This window comes from Ruegeria arenilitoris, assembly GCF_013030265.1.
Taxonomy (GTDB): Bacteria; Pseudomonadota; Alphaproteobacteria; order Rhodobacterales; family Rhodobacteraceae; genus Ruegeria; species Ruegeria arenilitoris_E.
In genome coordinates this window covers 432,718-452,489 of sequence record NZ_WPZQ01000003.1, presented here as the reverse complement: position 1 = coordinate 452,489, position 19,772 = coordinate 432,718, and the positions used below count along the sequence as shown (strand labels likewise).

18 protein-coding genes are annotated in these 19,772 nt (G+C 57.8%); 13 read left to right on the top strand and 5 right to left on the bottom strand.

The genetic code is table 11. The annotated features are described in order from the left end of the window. Position 1: 1 nt before the first annotated feature. Both GOX61_RS07520 and ubiA read right to left on the bottom strand, forming a co-directional pair. Positions 2-1,933: an OmpA family protein gene (locus tag GOX61_RS07520; protein ID WP_170332537.1), complete on the bottom strand. Its 1,932-nt coding sequence runs from the start codon at positions 1,931-1,933 to the stop codon at positions 2-4. A 64-nt stretch (positions 1,934-1,997) separates the two neighbouring features. Then, positions 1,998-2,960: a 4-hydroxybenzoate octaprenyltransferase gene (gene ubiA / locus GOX61_RS07515; protein ID WP_170332536.1), complete on the bottom strand. Its 963-nt coding sequence runs from the start codon at positions 2,958-2,960 to the stop codon at positions 1,998-2,000. A 12-nt stretch (positions 2,961-2,972) separates the two neighbouring features. Between ubiA and GOX61_RS07510 the strand changes: the two genes are divergently transcribed. The 9 genes from GOX61_RS07510 to pheT all read left to right on the top strand — a co-directional run bounded on the left by GOX61_RS07510 (position 2,973) and on the right by pheT (position 12,864). Beyond that, the gene (locus GOX61_RS07510; protein ID WP_170332534.1) at positions 2,973-3,698 is read left to right on the top strand and encodes a 16S rRNA (uracil(1498)-N(3))-methyltransferase; all 726 of its coding nucleotides are present in this window, start codon (positions 2,973-2,975) and stop codon (positions 3,696-3,698) included. Beyond that, positions 3,695-4,543 carry a GNAT family N-acetyltransferase gene (locus tag GOX61_RS07505; RefSeq protein WP_367646947.1) on the top strand — a complete coding sequence of 283 codons (849 nt, stop codon included), beginning with the start codon at positions 3,695-3,697 and terminating at the stop codon, positions 4,541-4,543. The genes GOX61_RS07510 and GOX61_RS07505 overlap by 4 nt, the downstream gene beginning before the upstream one ends. Beyond that, entirely contained in the window at positions 4,540-5,067 is a 528-nt protein-coding gene (locus GOX61_RS07500) for a hypothetical protein (protein WP_170332532.1), read from the top strand. Before GOX61_RS07505 ends, GOX61_RS07500 begins: the two co-directional genes overlap by 4 nt. A 66-nt stretch (positions 5,068-5,133) precedes the next feature. Then, positions 5,134-6,504 (top strand): glutamate--cysteine ligase, encoded by a 1,371-nt coding sequence (locus GOX61_RS07495; protein ID WP_170332530.1) that lies wholly within the window; start codon positions 5,134-5,136, stop codon positions 6,502-6,504. Between the two features lie 144 nt (positions 6,505-6,648). Beyond that, positions 6,649-7,716, top strand: coding sequence for a Hint domain-containing protein (locus GOX61_RS07490; RefSeq protein WP_170332528.1), 1,068 nt, complete (start codon positions 6,649-6,651; stop codon positions 7,714-7,716). Positions 7,717-7,789: 73 nt separating this feature from the next. Next, a complete protein-coding gene (gene pheS, locus GOX61_RS07485) occupies positions 7,790-8,863 on the top strand; it encodes a phenylalanine--tRNA ligase subunit alpha (RefSeq protein ID WP_170332526.1) in 1,074 nt (357 codons plus the stop codon). Continuing rightward, a complete protein-coding gene (locus GOX61_RS07480) occupies positions 8,860-9,393 on the top strand; it encodes a hypothetical protein (RefSeq protein ID WP_170332523.1) in 534 nt (177 codons plus the stop codon). The genes pheS and GOX61_RS07480 overlap by 4 nt, the downstream gene beginning before the upstream one ends. 201 nt (positions 9,394-9,594) lie before the next feature. After that, on the top strand, positions 9,595-10,389 hold the full coding sequence (locus tag GOX61_RS07475; protein WP_170332521.1) for an alpha/beta hydrolase family esterase: 795 nt from the start codon (positions 9,595-9,597) through the stop codon (positions 10,387-10,389). Positions 10,390-10,467: 78 nt separating this feature from the next. Further along, positions 10,468-12,864, top strand: coding sequence for a phenylalanine--tRNA ligase subunit beta (gene pheT, locus GOX61_RS07470; protein WP_170332519.1), 2,397 nt, complete (start codon positions 10,468-10,470; stop codon positions 12,862-12,864). 45 nt (positions 12,865-12,909) lie between these two features. Here the strand turns inward: pheT and GOX61_RS07465 are convergent, their stop codons facing one another. Further along, positions 12,910-13,794: a LysR family transcriptional regulator gene (locus GOX61_RS07465; protein WP_170332517.1), complete on the bottom strand. Its 885-nt coding sequence runs from the start codon at positions 13,792-13,794 to the stop codon at positions 12,910-12,912. Positions 13,795-13,879: 85 nt separating this feature from the next. On the opposite strand from GOX61_RS07465, the gene GOX61_RS07460 reads away from it, so the two are divergent. From GOX61_RS07460 to GOX61_RS07450, 3 genes are all read left to right on the top strand, one after another. After that, on the top strand, positions 13,880-14,512 hold the full coding sequence (locus GOX61_RS07460; protein ID WP_170332515.1) for a class I SAM-dependent methyltransferase: 633 nt from the start codon (positions 13,880-13,882) through the stop codon (positions 14,510-14,512). Positions 14,513-14,590: 78 nt separating this feature from the next. Further along, positions 14,591-15,040 (top strand): YtoQ family protein, encoded by a 450-nt coding sequence (locus tag GOX61_RS07455; protein WP_170332513.1) that lies wholly within the window; start codon positions 14,591-14,593, stop codon positions 15,038-15,040. A gap of 75 nt (positions 15,041-15,115) precedes the next feature. Next, a complete protein-coding gene (locus tag GOX61_RS07450; RefSeq protein ID WP_170332510.1) occupies positions 15,116-16,723 on the top strand; it encodes a GMC family oxidoreductase in 1,608 nt (535 codons plus the stop codon). Here GOX61_RS07450 and GOX61_RS07445 read toward each other — a convergent pair. After that, positions 16,704-17,402 carry a glutathione S-transferase family protein gene (locus tag GOX61_RS07445; RefSeq protein ID WP_155142099.1) on the bottom strand — a complete coding sequence of 233 codons (699 nt, stop codon included), beginning with the start codon at positions 17,400-17,402 and terminating at the stop codon, positions 16,704-16,706. The genes GOX61_RS07450 and GOX61_RS07445 overlap by 20 nt on opposite strands. A 236-nt stretch (positions 17,403-17,638) precedes the next feature. Here GOX61_RS07445 and GOX61_RS07440 point away from each other — a divergent pair, with 236 nt between their 5' ends. After that, positions 17,639-18,424: a mechanosensitive ion channel family protein gene (locus GOX61_RS07440; protein WP_244327842.1), complete on the top strand. Its 786-nt coding sequence runs from the start codon at positions 17,639-17,641 to the stop codon at positions 18,422-18,424. Between the two features lie 107 nt (positions 18,425-18,531). Here GOX61_RS07440 and ald read toward each other — a convergent pair whose 3' ends face one another. After that, positions 18,532-19,650 (bottom strand): alanine dehydrogenase, encoded by a 1,119-nt coding sequence (ald, locus tag GOX61_RS07435; RefSeq protein ID WP_155142095.1) that lies wholly within the window; start codon positions 19,648-19,650, stop codon positions 18,532-18,534. Positions 19,651-19,772: the final 122 nt, after the last annotated feature.

Here is a 19,772-nt window from a genome sequence, read left to right as displayed (position 1 = left end):
CTTACTGGTCCTCTGCATCCGCGTCAGATGCGTTATCTTCTGTTTGCTCGTCAGTCTGTTCCGCGTCGTCAGGCTCGGTCGTCACTTCCATCGCTTCCAATCCTGTTTCCGTATTGGATACGGGTTCGGGGCGGATCAGGCGGAATTCGATGCGGCGGTTTTCTTCGCGCCCCTCTTCGGTGTCGTTGTCCGCGATGGGCTGTGTTTCACCATAGCCGACTGCTGAATAGCTGGATGTCGGCACCCGGCGGCCGCGCAGCTCATTCAGGATGGATTGTGCACGCGCCTGACTCAGCTGCTGGTTCATTTCTTCACGGCCCTGACTATCAGTGTGACCCTGTATTTCCATCCGGATAGGTCCGCATTCGCGCAGAATCTCGGCGATTTGGTTGAGCGTATCGCGCGAATCCGCTGCCACGGTGGCTGAACCGGGTTCGAATGCGATCTTGCTGCTGCCCTGAACATCGGCGATCTGCGTTTCGCACAGTTCGGGGTCAGGCAGGGCATCTTCAGGCTCCGGAGGCTCCTGATAGGTGATGGCGAGATCGAAGTCCTGTGCATCACCCAGCTTGTCAGAGAGCATTCCGGCAATGCGGGCTTTGGCGTCTTTGTCATGGCTGACGCCTGATACGGAAACGGAATCCGGGGTCACGATCAAAGCCCCATTGTGCAACTGAGCCAAGGCCTCAAGTCCCGCCAATACTCGGACCGACCAATCTGCAGGCAGGTCTGACACGATGCGGGTGGCGGTATGGACCTGTTCAGACCCAAACGCCGCGCGAGCGTAGCTGTCGACCATATCCCGTGTGGTTTCGTCACCGATGCGGCCTCGCATCTGTACCAGCCCCTCAGGGCTGCGCGTGGTTGAGAACTCGACAGGGCCTGTCTGTTCGACTGTTTCTGGCTCAGGCAGGACGGCGTGCAGTGCAAAGACTTCGGGCAAGGCATTCTCCAGCTCGCCCACAACCCGATCAAACAGCGCGGGATCTGTACCCTGTGCTGCAATCAGGGTGATGTCCGCGTCAGACATGGTCACAGAGCCTTGCCCGATGTCGGCCAGTGCCTGAATGCTCTGACCTGCCGCCACATCCCAGTTGGGAGAAGGAACACCCAAACCGATGGTGCAGGAATATGGTCCGGTCATACCAGCCTTCTCGGCTGCAGCCACAATGGCATCCCGGGCATCTTCGTCCTGAGCGGAACAGGCGTCGAATGTGCCGCCGGTTTCGTCAATCAGGTAGCGCAGCGTAAACGGTGTGATAACCGGGCGCGGGGCCGAGATCGAAAGACCGATGCGCAAACTGGGAGGGGCCGCTCGGGTCAGGTCCTGTTCAAGCTTTTCCTTTTCCTGCTGGCTGTCCGCAATCGCCGTGATTTTGACCAGTCCGGGGCTGGCAGAGATTTTGGCACGTGGCAATCGGGCAAGGGCCTGCACCGCATAATCCAGCGCATCATCCCAGCCACGGGGTTTGGGGTAGTCGGCAGTTTCCATCAGGTCTGACACAACCGCATCACCGTCAAGACGCTGCAGATTGTCCATCAGTGCTTCTCGGTCTTCGCTTTCTGGGATCAGCCCGATTACCGAGATGCCGCTGTCATTGCGCAGAATTTCGGCCGAGAACCGGGGCGGTGCCAGATCAGCGGTCGGTGCCACCTGCATCTCGTCAATCACGCGCGACGTGTCGACCTCGGTGCCTGCGGCGGTCAGGGCGTTGAACCGAGTCGCCTCGTCCGGCGCAGTGCCTGTCAGGACGACGCGCAGTCCATCGGATTCCACTTCTGCCCAGTCATGGCCCTTGAGGTTCAGCGCCTTTCTTACGGCAAATTCCGAGGTTTCTTCGATCTTTGTCACCGCTGAGCTGGCAGCCAGCAGAGACAACCCTGCGGACACGAGAAAGATCAGGGCGACGACGAAAAAGTACGGCAGACGCATGGGCGGGTATGAAACTCCTCAACCGGTCGCACGGACTCTTACAGACCCCGGAGCCGAGGTGCAATCAGAGCAACAGGGCGACGCAAAGGAAGATCAGCGGAATGAGGCCGGTATCGCGATTTGAACGGAACAACTGCAAGAGCTTGGCGTTGTCCTCGATGTCCAGACCCCTCAATTGCCAGGCCATGTGCCAGCCCATCGCCCATGGCCCGGCGATGGCAACAAGGATTGCGAGCACCGACGCCCCGGGTACGGCGGCATCGATGATGGCAAGGCCCATCAAAGACACGGTCGCGACCAGAAAATACTTCAGCCATTTGGAGGTATCGGTTCCGAACAATCGGGCGGTGGATTTGATGCCCACAAGCTCGTCATCTTCGGCATCCTGATGCGCGTAGATGGTGTCATAGAAGAGGGTCCAAGCGATGCCGGACAGGTACAGGAGGATGGCGGGCCAGCCTATCGTGCCCGTATGTGCAGCCCATGCCAACAAGGCGCCCCAATTAAAGGCCAGACCCAGAAAGACCTGCGGCCACCAAGTGAATCGCTTTGCGAACGGGTAAATCGTGACAGGCAAGAGAGACAAAACCCCCATGGCGATAGCGGCCCGGTTAAAGGTCAGCAGAATCGCCAGAGCCAGCAGGCACTGAAGAATCATCCAGAAAGCCGCCTGCCGAACGCTGACTTGTCCGGACGGGATCGGGCGCGAACGGGTGCGTTCGACCTGACCATCGTAATCGCGATCGGTGATGTCGTTCCATGTACAGCCAGCCCCGCGCATCAGAAACGCTCCTAAGGCGCAGCCGATTGCGATCCACAAATCCTCCCATCGCGCATTGCCGTCGCTGAGTATGGCAAGTGCAAGTCCCCACCAGCAGGGAATCAGCAAAAGCCATGTCCCGATCGGCCGGTCGGCGCGCGACAGGCGCAGATAGGGTCGGGCAAAGGCCGGGGCATGTGTGTCGACCCAGTTACCGGTGACGGCATCGGCGACCTGACCATCTGGTGTTGGGGCATTGCCTTGCATATGTAAGGTCCCATGAGTGCGAAGATCAGGCTGTATGTAGAGCACCCGCTGGGGCAGGGGCAATCGGTTCATTTGACGCGCGAGCAGGCCCATTACCTGTTCGGTGTCATGCGTCTGGCTGTTGGCGCCCATGTCGCCTTGTTCAACGGGCAGGATGGTGAATGGCTGGCCGAGGTCGTTCAGGCTGGAAAACGCGGCGGAGAATTATCCTGTACCGAGCAGTCAAAGCCCCTGCAATTGCCGCCTGATCTGTGGTTGCTTTTTGCGCCGATCAAAAAGACACGCACGGATTTCATCGTCGAAAAATCGGTCGAGATGGGCGCGGCAAGGATCGTACCGGTCCAGACGGAGTTCACAAACTCAGAACGTATTCGTCAGGACCGGCTGCAGGCCCACGCGGTTGAAGCCGCTGAGCAATGTGGCGGGACCTTTGTTCCCGACGTTACGGAGTTGCAGCGGCTCGACCGGATGCTCGACGACTGGCCGCAAGACCGTCAGCTGATGTTCTGCGACGAGGCCGAAGTTGGTTCTGCCCTGCGTTTGGGCGGAAACAAGACGGGGCAACCCTGGGCCATCCTGATTGGCCCCGAGGGTGGGTTTTCTGAGAAAGAGCGTAAACGACTTGCAGCGCTCCCATTCGCTCATGTGGTCAGTCTGGGCCCGCGCATTCTGCGCGCGGACACTGCTGCGGTTGCTGCGTTGACCATGTGGCAGCAGGCGTTGGGGGATTGGTCGTGACCTGGCGGTCGGCACAGGAAAGGGATGTGCCTCGGATTGACGAATTTCTGTCCCGGCACATCCAGACCTCGATGTTTCCATTGGCCAATTTGCGGGATTACGGTCTGCGCGGTTCGGACCGGCGGGCTTTGGATATTTGGATTTTGGGTGACGCCCTACGTGCGGTTTTTGCTGTCACCAATGAAGGGATGGTCCTGCCGCAATGTCCAGAATGCTCGGATGAAGAACTGAACGAGGCGATTCGCTTCATCCGTGGGCGCAAGCTGTTTGGATTGGCGGGGGAGGCAACGCAAGTCTGCCGGATTATGCGTCTTGCAGGCTGGGACGACAGACCGGCAACGCTCAATAGCGATGAACCGGGCTTCTCGCTGGATCTGAAGCAAATGGTTATGCCCAACACCGTCGGGGCTGAGTTGGTGCCACTTGGGGAGGTTGACACGTCCATCACCGAAGGTTGGCGACAAAGCTATTTGGTCGAAGCTATGGGTTTTGGCGATGAACGTGCAAAAGGGCAGGCAAAAATTGACATTGCAGCCTACATTCACCGCAACTCTCATCGGGTTTTGTTGATGGACGGTCAGCCTGCCGGAATGACCGGGTTCAATGCGCGTTTGCCGGAGATTGTTCAGGTCGGCGGAGTCTATACGCCGCCCGAACTGCGCGGACGGGGATACGCGCGACTGGCATTGGCATTGCATCTGTGTGAGGCGCGAACCAAAGGTGCGACACGCGCAGTGCTCTTCGCCGCTAGCGATGCAGCCGCGCGTGCCTATATTGCAATAGGGTTCCGGCCAGCAGGCCATTATTCCCTGATTCTGTTCAAAAACCCCGAGGACACGGCATGAGTTTCATCCGACCCGAAGCCAAGATGGCTCTTTGGCGCTGGCGCGAGGTTCTGGCGGCGGGGTTTGTCCTGATCCTTGGTGTCAGCTGGATCAACGGACCGGGCGGTTTGCTGGGCTGGTTGGGCTGGCTTCTGGTTGCGGTCTCGGCAGCTCTGGCAGTGATCGGTATCCAACGGGCGCGCTTTCGCATGGGCGCAGGCGGGCCGGGTGTGGTCACCGTTGACGAAGGGCAAATCACTTACATGGGTCCGCTGGATGGTGGCATCATCGCAACCGGTGAGATCGAGCGTCTGGCGCTGGACCCAACATCGAACCCGGCGCATTGGGTGTTGGATCAGCCGGGCCAGCCGACGGTTCACATTCCTGTGAATGCCGAAGGCGCCGAAGCTCTGTTCGATGTGTTCTCAAGCCTTCCGGGGCTGAAAACCGAGCAAATGTTGTCGGAACTCAAGGGTGGATCGGTTCATCCGGTCGTGATTTGGGAACGACGTCCAATGCGCCCGCCGCATGCGCGGCTGCATTGACACCGGCATCGTTTCCCCCCACCACTGGCCGTTAAGTCAAGACACATCAGGATCGGAGCACGGTTCATGTCCATCCCTCAGTCAGGCGGCGGTCCAATCGAACGCCACGAGCAACTGGCCGAATATCTGGCATCGGGCTGCAAGCCCAAGGAAGAGTGGCGCATTGGCACCGAGCATGAAAAGTTCGGCTATTGCAAGGATACGCTGAAGCCGTTGCCCTATGAAGGTGAACGGTCGATTCTGGCGGTGCTTCAGGGCCTGCGTGATCTGCACGGATGGGAGCCGCTGGAAGAAGGCGGCAAGCTGATCGGTCTGCAAAAGGACGGGGCCAATGTCTCGCTTGAGCCGGGTGGTCAGCTAGAGCTGTCCGGTGCCCCGCTTGAGACGATTCACGAAACCTGTGACGAGGTGAACGCGCATCTGCGCGATGTGAAGGATATCGCTGACAAGATCGGGGTCGGTTTCATCGGCCTTGGAGCGGCGCCGATCTGGAAGCATGAGGACATGCCGCTTATGCCCAAGGGGCGGTATGTGCTGATGAATGACTACATGGAAAAGGTCGGCACCATGGGCCGCGCAATGATGCGCCGGACCTGCACCGTGCAGGTCAATATCGACTTCGGATCCGAGGCCGATATGGTGCAAAAGCTGCGCGTTGCGCTGGCCTTGCAGCCTGTGGCAACAGCTCTGTTTGCCAATTCTCCGTTCTTCGAAGGCAAGCCCAACGGTCAGAAAAGCTGGCGCAGCTATATCTGGCGGCATCTGGATGATGCACGTACTGGTATGTTGCCTTTTGTTTTCGAGGAAGGCTTCGGGTTCGAGCGTTGGGTCGAGTACGCCCTGGATGTGCCGATGTACTTTGTCTATCGCGACGGCAAATATATCGACGCGCTGGGCCAGTCTTTCCGTGACTTCCTGCAAGGCAAACTGCCCGCGCTGCCGGGTGAGACGCCGACCCTTAGTGATTGGGCCGACCACCTGACCACGGCTTTCCCCGAGGCGCGGATCAAGAAGTTCATGGAAATGCGCGGTGCCGATGGTGGCCCGTGGCGTCGGCTATGTGCTTTGCCCGCATTCTGGGTTGGCCTGACCTACGATCAGGGCGCGCTGGATGCTGCGTGGGATCTGGTCAAAGGCTGGGATGCCGAAACGCGTGAGGCGTTGCGCGTCGAAGCTGCCAAGGATGGATTGCAGGCGAAAGTTGGCGGCATCAGCATGCATGATCTTGCACGTGAGGTCGTGTCGATCGCAGACGCAGGCCTCAAGGCACGCGCACGTCCCGGAGCAGGCGGACTTGTACCGGATGAAACGCATTTCCTGAACGCGTTGAAGGAAAGCATCGAGTCCGGCAAGGTCCCTGCCGATGAACTGCTGGATCACTACAATGGTGACTGGCAGCAGGATCTGACGCGGATATACCCTGATTTCAGCTACTGATCTGGCTAATGGTGCTGGTCGGATCAATTGCGTGATCGCGGTTAACCCGACCAGTTGTATTTAAGTACTCGTTTGCCAGTTTCTTGAAACGAACCCCTGTTTCCGGCATAAATCTGGGCCAGTTTCCTTTGGTGTAGCGATTACATGGCCCGTATCAGCGAACTTCACTATTCGAACGCTTATGCCGCCAGTTCGGGTGTTTCCGAATTTCTCGAGGTTTCACTGAATCCTGCTGAAAACCCAGCGGATTTTACGGTTTCCTTTTATCAGGCCAATGGGCAGGTCGGAATCGAGATTCCACTGGATCATCCCTTGGTTCAAGTGACCGTTGATCCGGACAATAACGAACTGGTTTATGTCATCTCTGCGGATGATTTTCCGATTCTGCTGACCGATCCGAACGGTGGTGGAGCCAACAATTACGAAGCTTATGCTCTAACCAATACCTCAACCAGCGAAGTCATCGATTTCTATGACATAGGTGGGGGCACTCAGAACATCGTGGCGGTCAATGGTCTGGCGGCAGGTGAAACATCGGTCAATTTGCCGGTGCTTGTCGGACCTAATCAGACGACTACGACACTGCAATTTAATCAACCTGATCCGGATACTCTGGTACATGCGCCTTTGTCCCCAGGTGACAGCGGTGCACCCTGTTTCACTGCGGGTAGTCTCGTGGATACACCCGAAGGGCCACGCCGGGTTGAAACTTTGGTTCCCGGCGATTTGGTGACAACCGTTGACGATGGGGTTTGCCCTGTTCGTTGGGTCGGCGGGCGCACCGTCAGAGGTGTGGGGAGTTTCGCGCCGGTCCGCATCCGCACAGGCGTGCTGGGTGCCACAAGGGATATCTATGTATCGCCTCAACATCGGCTGCTGATCACTGGTTGGCAGGCGCAATTGTTGTTTGGAGAGGACGAGATTCTCGTTCCCGCCAAATCGTTGATCAACGGAACAACCGTGACTCGCGCTCCCTGCGAAATTGTGCGTTACGTGCACCTCTTCTTTGATCGCCATCAGCTGGTTTCAACGTCCGGACTGATTTCTGAAAGCTTTTATCCGGGGCAGCAGGCGATCTCCGGGCTGGAACAGGCCGCAGCGCAGGAACTCTTTGCTCTGTTCCCCGAACTGTGGGATCGATCCTTCGGCTATGGAGCCACCACCCGCCCGGTGCAGTGCGGCCCTCAGGCGGCAGTGTTACACGCAATCTGATTGCACCGCTCCGCCCTCTTGCTTTCGCGGACTGCTGTGATAGCAGAGCCTCAACAGCATTCAGGGGACCGTCATGGACGATCTTAAGGCAAAATATCTGGGTCAGATCGCCGAAGCAGGCGACGAAAACACACTTGAGGCGATCCGCGTCGCGGCTGTCGGTAAAAAGGGCGAGGTCGCGCTGAAGATGCGCGAACTGGGCAAAATGACGCCCGAAGAACGCCAGGTCGCAGGCCCCGCCTTGAACGCCCTGAAGGATGAGATCAACTCGGCCCTCTCCGCCAAAAAAGCCGCGCTGGCCGATGCAGCACTTGATGAGCGTCTGCGCACCGAATGGCTGGACGTCACGCTGCCGACCCGCGCGCGTCGTCAGGGCTCGATCCACCCGGTCAGTCAGGCGACCGAGGAGCTGACCGCGATTTTTGCCGAACTGGGTTTCTCGGTGGCCGAAGGGCCGCGGATCGAAACCGACTGGCACAACTTTGACGCTCTGAATATCCCCGGCCACCATCCCGCACGGGCCGAGATGGACACGTTCTACATGCACCGCGCCGAGGGCGACAATCGCCCGCCGCACGTGCTGCGCACCCATACCTCGCCCGTCCAGATCCGCTCGATGGAACTGCAGGGCGCGCCGATCCGCGTGATCTGCCCGGGCGGCGTGTATCGCGCCGACTATGACCAGACTCACACGCCAATGTTCCATCAGGTCGAGGGGCTGGCCCTCGACAAAGACATCTCGATGGCGAACCTGAAATGGGTTCTGGAAGAGTTCGTGAAGGCGTTCTTCGAGGTCGACGATGTCGAACTGCGCTTCCGCGCTTCGCACTTCCCCTTTACCGAGCCATCGGCCGAGGTCGATATCCGCTGTTCTTGGGATAATGGTCAGCTAAAGATCGGCGAGGGCGACGACTGGATGGAGATTCTGGGGTCCGGCATGGTCCACCCCAAGGTGATCGCCGCCGGTGGCATCGACCCCGAGGTCTATCAGGGCTTTGCCTTTGGCATCGGGATCGACCGTCTGGCGATGCTGAAATACGGCATCCCAGATTTGCGCGCGTTCTTTGATAGCGACCTGCGGTGGCTGCGCCACTACGGGTTCGCGGCGCTGGATATGCCGAACCTGCATGGTGGTTTGTCGCGGTGAGCGAAGCAGAAGTGATCACGGCGTGCGAGAATGTGTGTCGTGACTTTAGTTTCATGCGACATTTTGGCCCGTGGATTGGGCCTGCGTTGTTGGCTTCTGCAACTGCACTAATAATTGCATTCCGAGCCTATCCTTGGCAAAAACAACTTGATCGAAGCTTTGAGTTGGATGTTGAAAAGCGCCGCGCGTACGCGGCTTTTTTTGCTTCCTTAATAGATCTCTTTGGAAAAGCACATGCAGGCGATAGCCGTGCTTTTGTAGATGCGCTAGTTGTGAGTAGGAAGTGTTTTAATTCTTTAGTGTTTTACGCCCCAGAAGAAGTAGTTTCCGCTTGCAGAGACGTTATTGATAAGATCCTAGAATATCGGGATGTTTCCGAAGAGACCCCAAGTGGTCCGATAAAACACTACAATGATGCGTTAGAATTGGAACTGATCGCTATCCGCGTGGCGCGGGATGATATTGTGACCGATGATTGCGACTCATCTCGGGTGGTAGGGATGATCTATCGCGCCGCTGAAGAACGCTAGAATTGAGACTATTAGCTCTAAAAAGAAGAGTTTTCCAATTCGACCCAAAGTCACCATCCCGGTTCTGGTGATCGCGCGGCTTGGGGCTTTGATCGGATGTAGGGCGGGCTTCAGCCCGCCATGAGCCGGTTGCCGGGCTGAAGCCCGGCCTACACCAATATGTTACGTGACAGTCCCGCGAGTCTGACTAGGCTCAGGCCTATGATCTATCGACTGTTTTGCCTGCTTCTGCTGACTGCCACCCAAGCCACCGCAATCGAAACCTGCCATGGTGACATCGCCTGTGACCTTGGCGACCGCTCGTATCATGTGCTGGAACCCGATGGCTGGGACGGCGAAACGCCTCTGCCGGTGTTGCTGCATTTCCACGGCTGGGCGCGGCAAGGCAGTGTTGTCGTGAACCATGAACGCATTGCAGGCGCGACGAAACTGCGGGGTGTGCTGCTGGTGGCACCGAACGGATTGGGCAAAAGCTGGAACTTTTGGTCACCCGAAACCGGGGATGTAGAGTTTGCCAATCGCGTGCTGGAGGACGTTGCGCAACGGTATCCAATTGATCCGCAGCGTATTTACGTCTCGGGCTATTCTTTCGGTGGTGCGATGGCATGGCGCTATGTCTGTCAGTCGGGCAACGATACGGCGGCATTGCTCGCCATCGCAGGATCGATCCGCCAGACCGAGGATTGCCCACAAGCGCCGGCTCAGGTGCGCCATGTGCATGGGACGGATGATACGGTGATGGATTTCCCCTTTGGTCCGGGTGGCGACACGACCTATCCGGTGGCGCTGTGGCGGGAAAAGTACAACTGCAATGGTGCGACCCCGCGCGGCGATTGGAGCGTGAGGCCGTTTCTGACACTCAGCCGTGTGGAATGGACCAATTGCGCGCAGGGTCAGGTTACGCTGGACACCCATCCTGGCGGGCATTTCATCCCGCATGGCTGGATCGGTTGGCAGTTGGATGAGCTTTTGGGCCGCACCCCCACCTATCCGTGACGCGCAGCGCTTGCACCTTGGTCCAATCTTTGCCATTGCCTGTGCCGACTGGATGTTTGCCAAAAAAGGCCCCGTGCAATGAAATTCACTCTGTCCTGGCTGAAAGACCACCTCGACACAGATGCGTCGGTAGATGAGATTGCCGAGACGCTGACCGATCTCGGGCTTGAGGTCGAAGAGATCGTGAACCCGGCGGACCGGCTGAAGGATTTCACCCTTGGCTATGTGAAGCATGCCGAGAAACACCCGGATGCTGACAAGCTGCGCGTCTGCAAGGTTAATACCGATGAGGGTGAGCTGCAGATCATCTGCGGTGCCCCAAATGCGCGCGAAGGGATCACTGTCGTCGTCTGCAAACCGGGCATGTACATCCCCGGTCTGGACCTGACCATCAGCGTCGGCAAGATCCGCGGCGTCGAAAGCTTTGGCATGATGGCCTCGGAGCGCGAGCTGGAGCTGTCGGACGAGCATGACGGCATCATCGAGCTGCCCTCGGGCGAGGTGGGCGACAAGTTCGTCGACTGGCTGGCCGAGAACGACCCCTCGAAGGTCGATCCGATGATCGAGATCGCGATCACCCCGAACCGCCCCGATGCGCTGGGTGTCGAAGGGATTGCCCGCGACCTTGCGGCGCGCGGTATCGGTACGCTGAAGCAGCGCGACTATGTGCCTGTGCCGGGTGATTATGAAAGCCCGATCAAGGTGACCATTGATGAAGACACGTTGGACGGCTGCCCGCATTTCACCGGTCGTCTGATCAAGGGCGTCAAGAACGGCCCCAGCCCGCAATGGCTGCAGGATCAGCTAAAGGCAATCGGCCTGCGCCCGATCTCGGCACTGGTTGATATCACCAACTACATGACCTTCGATCAGAACCGTCCGTTGCACGTGTTTGATGCTGACAAGGTACAGGGCAACCTGCGTGTGCACCGCGCCAAGGGTGGCGAAAAGTTGGTTGCGTTGGATGAGAAGGAATACACCCTGCAGCCCGGCATGATGGTGATTTCGGACGACAAAGGTCCCGAATCCATCGCTGGTATCATGGGCGGTGAGGAAACCGGCTGTACCGAAGAGACCGTGAACGTCTTCCTCGAAAGCGCGTTCTGGGATCACGTGCAGATCGCGCTGACCGGTCGTGCTCTGAAGATCAACTCGGACGCGCGCTATCGCTTTGAGCGTGGCGTGGATCCTGAGTACACGCTGGAAGGGCTGGAACATGCCACACAGATGATCCTGGATATCTGCGGCGGCGAAGTGTCCAAGGTGGTCGAAGCGGGCAAAGCACCGAACCACGCACGGGCCTACAAGCTGGATGCTGAGCGCGTGCAGTCGCTGGTTGGCATGGACATTCCCGAGGCCGAGCAACGTCAAACCCTGACCCGTCTGGGCTTCCGCCTGGAAGGTGAGATGGCCCACGTTCCCAGCTGGCGACCCGATATCATGGGTGAGGCTGATCTGGTGGAAGAGGTTGCGCGGATTGCGTCCCTGACCAAGTTGCAGGGCAAACCGCTGCCGCGTGTGACCGATGGCATTCCTAAGCCGGTGATGACACCGACTCAACGCCGTCAGTCGATGGCGCGGCGCACCTGTGCCGCGCTGGGATACAACGAATGTGTTTCCTATACCTTCATTGATCAGGCCTCTGCCGCTCTGTTCGGTGGCGGGGATGAAGCCACGCAGCTGGAAAACCCGATCTCGTCCGAGATGAGCCATATGCGCCCCGATCTGCTGCCCGGTCTGCTGCAGGCCGCGGCCCGCAATCAGGCGCGTGGATATGCGGACGTGGCGTTGTTCGAGGTCGGCCCTGTCTTCCATGATGGTGAGCCCGGCGACCAGAAAACCCAGATCACCGGCCTGCTGGTTGGTCGCAATGGTCCCAAGGATGTGCACGGGGCGTCACGCCCTGTCGATGTGTTCGACGCCAAAGCGGATGCCGAGGCTGTGCTGGCCGCTATCGGTGCGCCCGCGAAGGTTCAGATCCTGCGTGATGGCGATGCCTGGTGGCATCCGGGCCGTCACGGCAAAATCTGTCTGGGTCCGAAAAAGGTACTGGGCGTGTTTGGTGAACTGCACCCGCGCATCCTGCAGGCAATGGACGTCAAAGGCCCGGCAATGGCCTTCACCATCTGGCCGGATGAGGTGCCTCTGCCCCGTAAGTCCGGTGCGACCCGTGCCGCGCTGGAATTGCGCGACCTGCAAGCGGTCGAGCGGGACTTTGCCTTTGTTGTCGATGAAGGCGTCGAGGCGCTGACGCTGGTCAATGCCGCGGCTGGTGCCGACAAAGCGTTGATCGAAGACGTCCGCGTCTTTGACGAATTCATTGGTGGCAGCGTGGGTGAAGGCAAGAAATCTCTGGCGATCACCGTGCGTTTGCAGCCGACAGATGTGACGCTGAAGGAAAAAGACATCGAAGCCGTGGCTGAGAAGATCATCGCCAAGGTCACCAAGGCAACTGGCGGTGTCCTGCGCGGATAAAGCCACTGCGTATCTTTTATTAAACGCGCCTTCGGGCGCGTTTTGTTATTTGGACAGGTAGTCGGCCAGCAGATCAAAGACCAACCGGATGCGGCGGCTGGTATGTAACTCGCGATGGGTGGTCAGCCAGATCGGAAATTTGATGGGTTCCATTCCGGGCATCACTCGTTCGACGCCGGGTGTTGCATCGCCCACAACCTCAGACATGGGTGCGATACCAAAACCCTGCTTGGCGTATTCCCAGGCCACGATTCCGTTCTGTGATCCCAACCTAAAATTTTCATCGCTCAGGTGAATGCCCAGTGGCTTCAGATAGGCGATCATCTGATCTGTATTGCCGAAGCTGATGAATTCATGCTGTGACAAGTCGTGCTTGGATTTAGGGCGCCCGGCGTGGTTCAGATATTTGGTCGTGGCATAGAAATGACCCGAGGCTTCCTGCACCAGTTTGGCGATCAGTTCGGGCTGTTCCGGTCGTACATGACGGATCGCAATATCTGCCTCACGGCGCATCAGGTCCTGAATGTCATTCGAGGCGATCACGTCGATTCTCAGGCGCGGAGCCTGCGCCCGTACTTCGCGCAACAGGTCTGGCAGGAAATAGGCAGACATCACATCGCTGGCGGTGATGCGGACCAGCCCGTCGATGGATTGTGCCTGTCCCGAAGCGGTCAGTGCAATTTGGTTCGCTGCATCACCCATCAACCGGGTATGCTCCAGCAATTCCATTCCGGCCTGTGTGATCTCTAATGCGCGCCCTACACGTTCAAACAGCATCACACCCAGATCTTGCTCGAGCGCCGCGATCTGTCGGCTGAGCGTTGGTTGCGTCTGCCCCAAATTACGGGCAGCTGCAGAAAACGACCCGGTCTCGGCCGTCGCCAGAAAGGCGCGGATGTGATTCCAGTCAAAGTCGCCGAGTTGTTTCATACAAATATGTATAAGTAATCTGCAAATTTCGGCAATTTTTATTCGGTATTTGCATGAGTAGTTTGCCTGCAAAGGAGACCCCCTCATGACGACCGCCGCGAAATTCTGGGACGGAGTGGCTGAAAAATATGCCCGAAGCCCAATAAAGGATATGGATTCCTATGAGCATACGCTCGAACGGACTGCTTCCTATCTCAAGAAAACCGACGACGTGTTGGAACTGGGATGTGGCACGGGAATGACCGCGCTGCGCCTGTCCCCCTATGCCGATACGATTACCGCCAGCGATGTTTCCCCCTGCATGCTGGCGGTCGGTCAGAAGAACGCGGCCGAGCAGCAGATCGAAAACGTGGCCTTTGTTCAGGCTGATGCATGCCGTCCTCCCTCCTGGTCCTACGACGTGGTGCTGGCATTCAATGTGTTGCATCTGGTCGAAGACCTGAATGCGGCTCTGGCCTCTGTTCATGAGGTGATGAAGCCGGGTGGTTTGTTCATCTCAAAAACTTTCTGCCCACCACAACGCGGCATAAACCTGCGGTTTCAAGCTGTACGGTTGGCTTTGCCGGTCATGCAGTTGCTGGGCAAAGCGCCGTTTGTGCGGTTTCTGTCCGAAGCAGAGCTGGATGCAGCCGTTGAAAGAGCCGGATTCGAAATCGTCGAATGCGACAGTTTCCCGGTACGCGATGCAAGACGGTTTTTGGTGGCGCGCAAGATTTAAGCCCGAACCGACACTTTCCGCATTGGGCCAGCGCCCATTGTGTCCTATGCATGCTCTGAAACAAATTCGGAGTTTGCTATGGGCCTGAACGTATACCTCTCTGGTGAAATCCACACCGACTGGCGCGAACAGATCATCGACGGTGCACAGGGTTTGGACATTATCTTTAACAGCCCCGTGACCGATCACGATGCCAGCGACGATTGCGGTGTAGCCATTCTGGGTGCCGAGCCGAACAAGTACTGGCACGACCACAAGGGCGCGATGGTCAATGCGATCCGTACCCGAAAGGGGATTTCAGATGCGGATGTGGTCGTTGTGCGGTTTGGCGACAAATACAAACAGTGGAACGCGGCCTTTGATGCGGGATACGCGGCGGCGTTGGGAAAATCACTGATCGTTCTGCACGGTCCCGACCACCAGCATGCGCTGAAAGAGGTTGATGCTGCTGCTCTGGCTGTGGCCGAACAGCCTTCACAGGTGGTGGAAGTGCTGCGCTATGTCCTGACCGGAAAATTGCCAAAGTAACTCACGTTACGTTCTGATTGCCGGATTTCTGCGTGCTTTCTACCGTTGTTTCAGACAGCAGCGGGAGAGGCGGCCATGGAATTCGACTATGTCATTGTAGGTGGTGGTTCTGCTGGCTGTGTCATGGCGGCCCGTCTTAGTGAACACCCGGATACAAGCGTTTGCCTGATCGAAGCTGGCGGAGCCGGAGAGGACCTTCTGATCCGGGCTCCGGCCCTTGTTGCGGCCATGATCTCGGGGCGGCCCAAGCTGAACAACTGGGCCTTTCACACGGTGCCACAACCGGAATTGAACGGGCGCAAAGGATTTCAGCCACGGGGCAAGGCGCTAGGCGGATCATCGGCAATCAACGCGATGCTCTATGTGCGTGGCCATCCCAGCGACTACGACGAATGGGCCGATCTTGGTTGCGAGGGGTGGGATTGGCAAAGCGTGTTGCCCTATTTCCGAAGGGCAGAGGGCAATGCGCGTGGTGCCGATGACCTGCATGGGGCAAGTGGTCCCCTGCAGGTTGCCGATCAATCCGAGCCTCGCGCCATCTCTCATGCCTTCGTTGAAGCCTGCGGCCAGCAGCAAATCCGCGAAACGGATGATTTCAACGGGCCAGAGCAAGAAGGGGCAGGCCTGTATCAGGTGACACAGTTTCACGACGGGTCGCACAAGGGCGAACGATGTTCAGCCGCTGCCGCTTATCTGCGCGATGTGAAACTGCGGCAGAACCTGACGATCCTGACCGGTGCCGAGGCTCAGAAAGTCCTCTTTGATCAGAAGCGGGCGACCGGCGTACAGGTGCGCCACAAGAAGAAGATTGTCGAAATCCGCGCCCGTCAGGAAGTCATTGTTTCCGGTGGCGCATTTGGTTCCCCACAACTGCTGATGCTGTCTGGGATCGGGCCTGAATCCGAATTGGCCCAGCATGGTATTCCGGTTCTGCATGATTTGCCGGGTGTTGGTCAGAATCTTCAGGACCATCTGGATTATGTCCTGAGTTATCGATCAAAACGTAAGGATGTGATCGGCCTGACACCGGGTGGGTTATGGAACCTGGCCAAGGCGGGCTTAGACTGGCGCCGAAGCGGAGAGGGCCTGTTCGCATCTCCATTTGCCGAAGGTGGCGCGTTCTTCAAGTCCGACCCGTCGGTTCCCAGGCCGGATCTTCAGCTGCACTTTGTCGTCGGGATTGTTGACGATCACATGCGCAAGATTCACCTTCACCACGGCTTTTCCTGCCATGTCTGTGTTTTGCGTCCGTTCAGTCGGGGCAGTGTTGGTTTGACTGCAGATCGCGCTGGCGCACCACCGCGCATTGATCCGGCGTATCTCAGCGACGATCGCGATCTGGACCTGTTGAAACGGGGCGCTCAGATTATGGAAACGATCCTTGAGGCGTCGCCGCTAGAGCCGTGGCGCGCCAAACGGTTGTATGCGCATGACGGCAGCGATCAGGCGCTTGAGGCAGATATTCGCAACCGGGCGGACACGATTTATCACCCCGTGGGAACCTGCAAGATGGGTGTCGATGACATGGCCGTCGTTGATCTTGAAGGCCGGGTACATGGGGTTGATGGGCTGCGGGTGGTGGACGCATCAGTTATGCCGACCTTGATCGGTGGTAACACCAATGCGCCCACTATCATGATTGCTGAAAAAATCGCTGACGCGATCAGTCCCGCGCAGGTGTGACCAGACCTTTTTGCACCGCTGGCCGTTCCAGGAAACGGTCGAGATAGGCCACAACGTTGGAATGGTCCTCCCAGCCGACAAGGTCGTGTGCGCCGTAGAATTCGAGCCCGCGCAGCCATGGCGCGATGGCGATATCGGCAATCGAATACTCACCGGCAATCCAGTCCTGACCCTCAAGCTGCTGGTTCAGAACATTCAGCAGTCGTTTTGCCTCGTTCACATAACGCTCGCGAGGGCGGGGGTCTTCAATCTCGCTGCCTGCGAATTTGTGGAAATAGCCCAATTGACCGAACATCGGACCGACGCCACCCATCTGGAACATGACCCATTGAATCACGCGGTACTTGTCAGCTTTGGTCTGTCCCAGAAACTTGCCACTCTTTTCCGCAAGATAAATTAGGATCGCACCGCTTTCGAAAAGGCCAAGCGGCTCTCCGTCCGGGCCATGGGGGTCAATGATGGCCGGGATTTTGTTATTTGGGTTCAGCGACAGGAACTCGGGGCTTTTGACGTCCGAATCCGAAAGAGTGACCAGATGGGGTTCATAGGGCAGGCCGGTTTCTTCCAACATGATCGAGGCTTTGACCCCGTTCGGAGTTGGAAAGGAATAGAGTTGAATCCTGTCCGGGTGCTTGGCGGGCCAGCGGCCGGTAATGGGATGTGATGTGGTATCCAGCATGAGACGCTCCTTTTCGGGCTGCTCTCAGAAGCTAGGCATGGGATCGCGATCTTGCCAGTATCTGTCATGTGCGTGGTTGGTCAGCGGATGTGTGTTGAGGAACAACGGGGAAAACCGGAACAACTCGCACCTAGACCAAAATGCTATTTTCGCACAATATTTGCATGATCCCGCGCAAAAGACGCGGGTTTGTTGTTACTTGAAAGGAGATGCGCGTGGACGAGGTCGTAACACAGATGGGCGCGTTTGCCCCGCTGATCATGAATGCGGTCAAAGCGCTGATCGTCATAATCCTGGGTTGGATTGTGGCCGGAGCGATTGCTGGAATGGTGCGGCGTCGGATAAACAAAACTCCGCAGATCGACCCCACATTGGGGAATTTCGCCGCGAGCATGGTGAAATGGGTGATCCTTGCCATAGTGCTGGTCGCCGTTCTGGGGATCTTCGGAATTCAGGCCACCAGTATCGTCGCTATTCTTGGTGCAGCTTCGCTTGCCATCGGTCTGGCGCTGCAGGGCACGCTCAGCGACTTGGCTGCGGGCGTCATGCTGGTCGTGTTCCGGCCCTACAAACTGGGCCAATATGTCGACATCGGGGGCACCTCTGGTACGGTCAAGGATCTGAACCTGTTCACGACCGAGCTTGTAACTCCGGACAATGTGCAGATCATTGTTCCCAATGGTCAGGCCTGGGGATCGATCATCACAAACTTCTCCGCGCATGATACGCGCCGCGTCGATCTGGTGTTTGGGATCGACTACGGTGACAATGCCGATGAAGCGATGAACATCATTCTTGATGTCGCCAAAGCCGATAGCCGCATCCTGAGCGATCCGGAACCATGGGTACGGGTGACCAATCTGGGGGATAGCTCTGTCGATCTGACCGCACGTCTGTGGTGTAACGCGCCGGATTTTTGGGACGTCAAATTTGAGACGACCAAAGCGGTGAAAGAAGCCTTTGATGCCAAAGGTGTTTCGATTCCCTATCCGCATTCGGTGGAAATCCAGAAAAAGGGCTGAGCCCTCCCGCCCGTCAATTGGGCATTACAAATGCCCACTTCCCGTTGGGCAAAGCGCCGCGCAATTGCGCGGCGCTGTTTCTTTAGACAATCAATCGGTCGCCACGATCAGCTTTTGATCACGACATTGGGTGATACGACGTCGATGCCCAACGCCTTGCCGACGGCATAATAGGTCAGCTGACCTGCGTGCACATTGAGGCCGGCCAAAAGATGCGGATCATCCTGACATGCCTGCTTCCAGCCCTTATCGGCCAGCGCCAGCATGAACGGCATCGTCGCGTTACCCAGCGCGATGGTGGATGTCCGTGCAACTGCGCCCGGCATGTTGGCGACGCAGTAGTGCATGATGCCATCCACCTCATAGATCGGATCCGCATGGGTGGTCGCTTTGGACGTTTCAAAACAGCCGCCCTGGTCGATGGCGACGTCTACCAGAACTGCGCCGGGCTTCATGGTTGAAAGCTGTGCGCGGGTGACCAACTTGGGCGCCGCTGCACCCGGGATCAGAACAGCGCCGATCACCATGTCGGCTTCCTGAATCAGCTCTGCGGTGGCACCAGCAGTCGAGTACTGGTTCTTGAACCGGCCACCGAATACATCGTCCAGATAGCGAAGACGCGGCAGCGAGCGGTCCAGAACAGTAACGTCTGCGCCCATTCCGGCAGCAACCTGCGCGGCATGAGTACCCACGACGCCGCCACCGATCACAACCACCTTGGCCGGGCTGACACCGGGAACGCCGCCCATCAGAACACCGCGACCACCATTGGCTTTCTGCAAAGTCCACGATCCGACCTGAGGTGCCAGACGCCCCGCAACCTCGGACATCGGGGCCAGCAGGGGCAGGCCGCCATTCGCGTCCGTCACGGTTTCATAAGCGATGGCAGTACAGCCAGATTCCAACAGATCGTGCGTTTGATCCGGATCCGGTGCCAGGTGCAGGTAGGTGAACAGCAGCTGACCTTCGCGCAGCATCTTGCGCTCACCGGCCTGCGGTTCCTTGACCTTCACGATCATGTCGGCTGTGGCAAAGACCTCTGCCGCCGTGTCAACGATGCGGGCACCGGCAGCGATATAGGCGTCATTGTCAAAGCCCGAACCCATGCCGGCTCCGGTTTCGATGATTACTTCATGTCCTCGGGCAACCGCTTCCTGAGCGGCGTTCGGGGTCATGCCGACGCGGAATTCCTGGGGTTTGATTTCCTTGGGGCAACCGATTTTCATTAGGGCTCTCCGTTCATAAACTGCTTAAATTATGTGCAAATTCGGGTGCAATTTTTGTGAAACTCGATGCATTGACAAGTAAAGGTATGGGAGAATATTCGAAGAAATACCAGTTTCTTGCG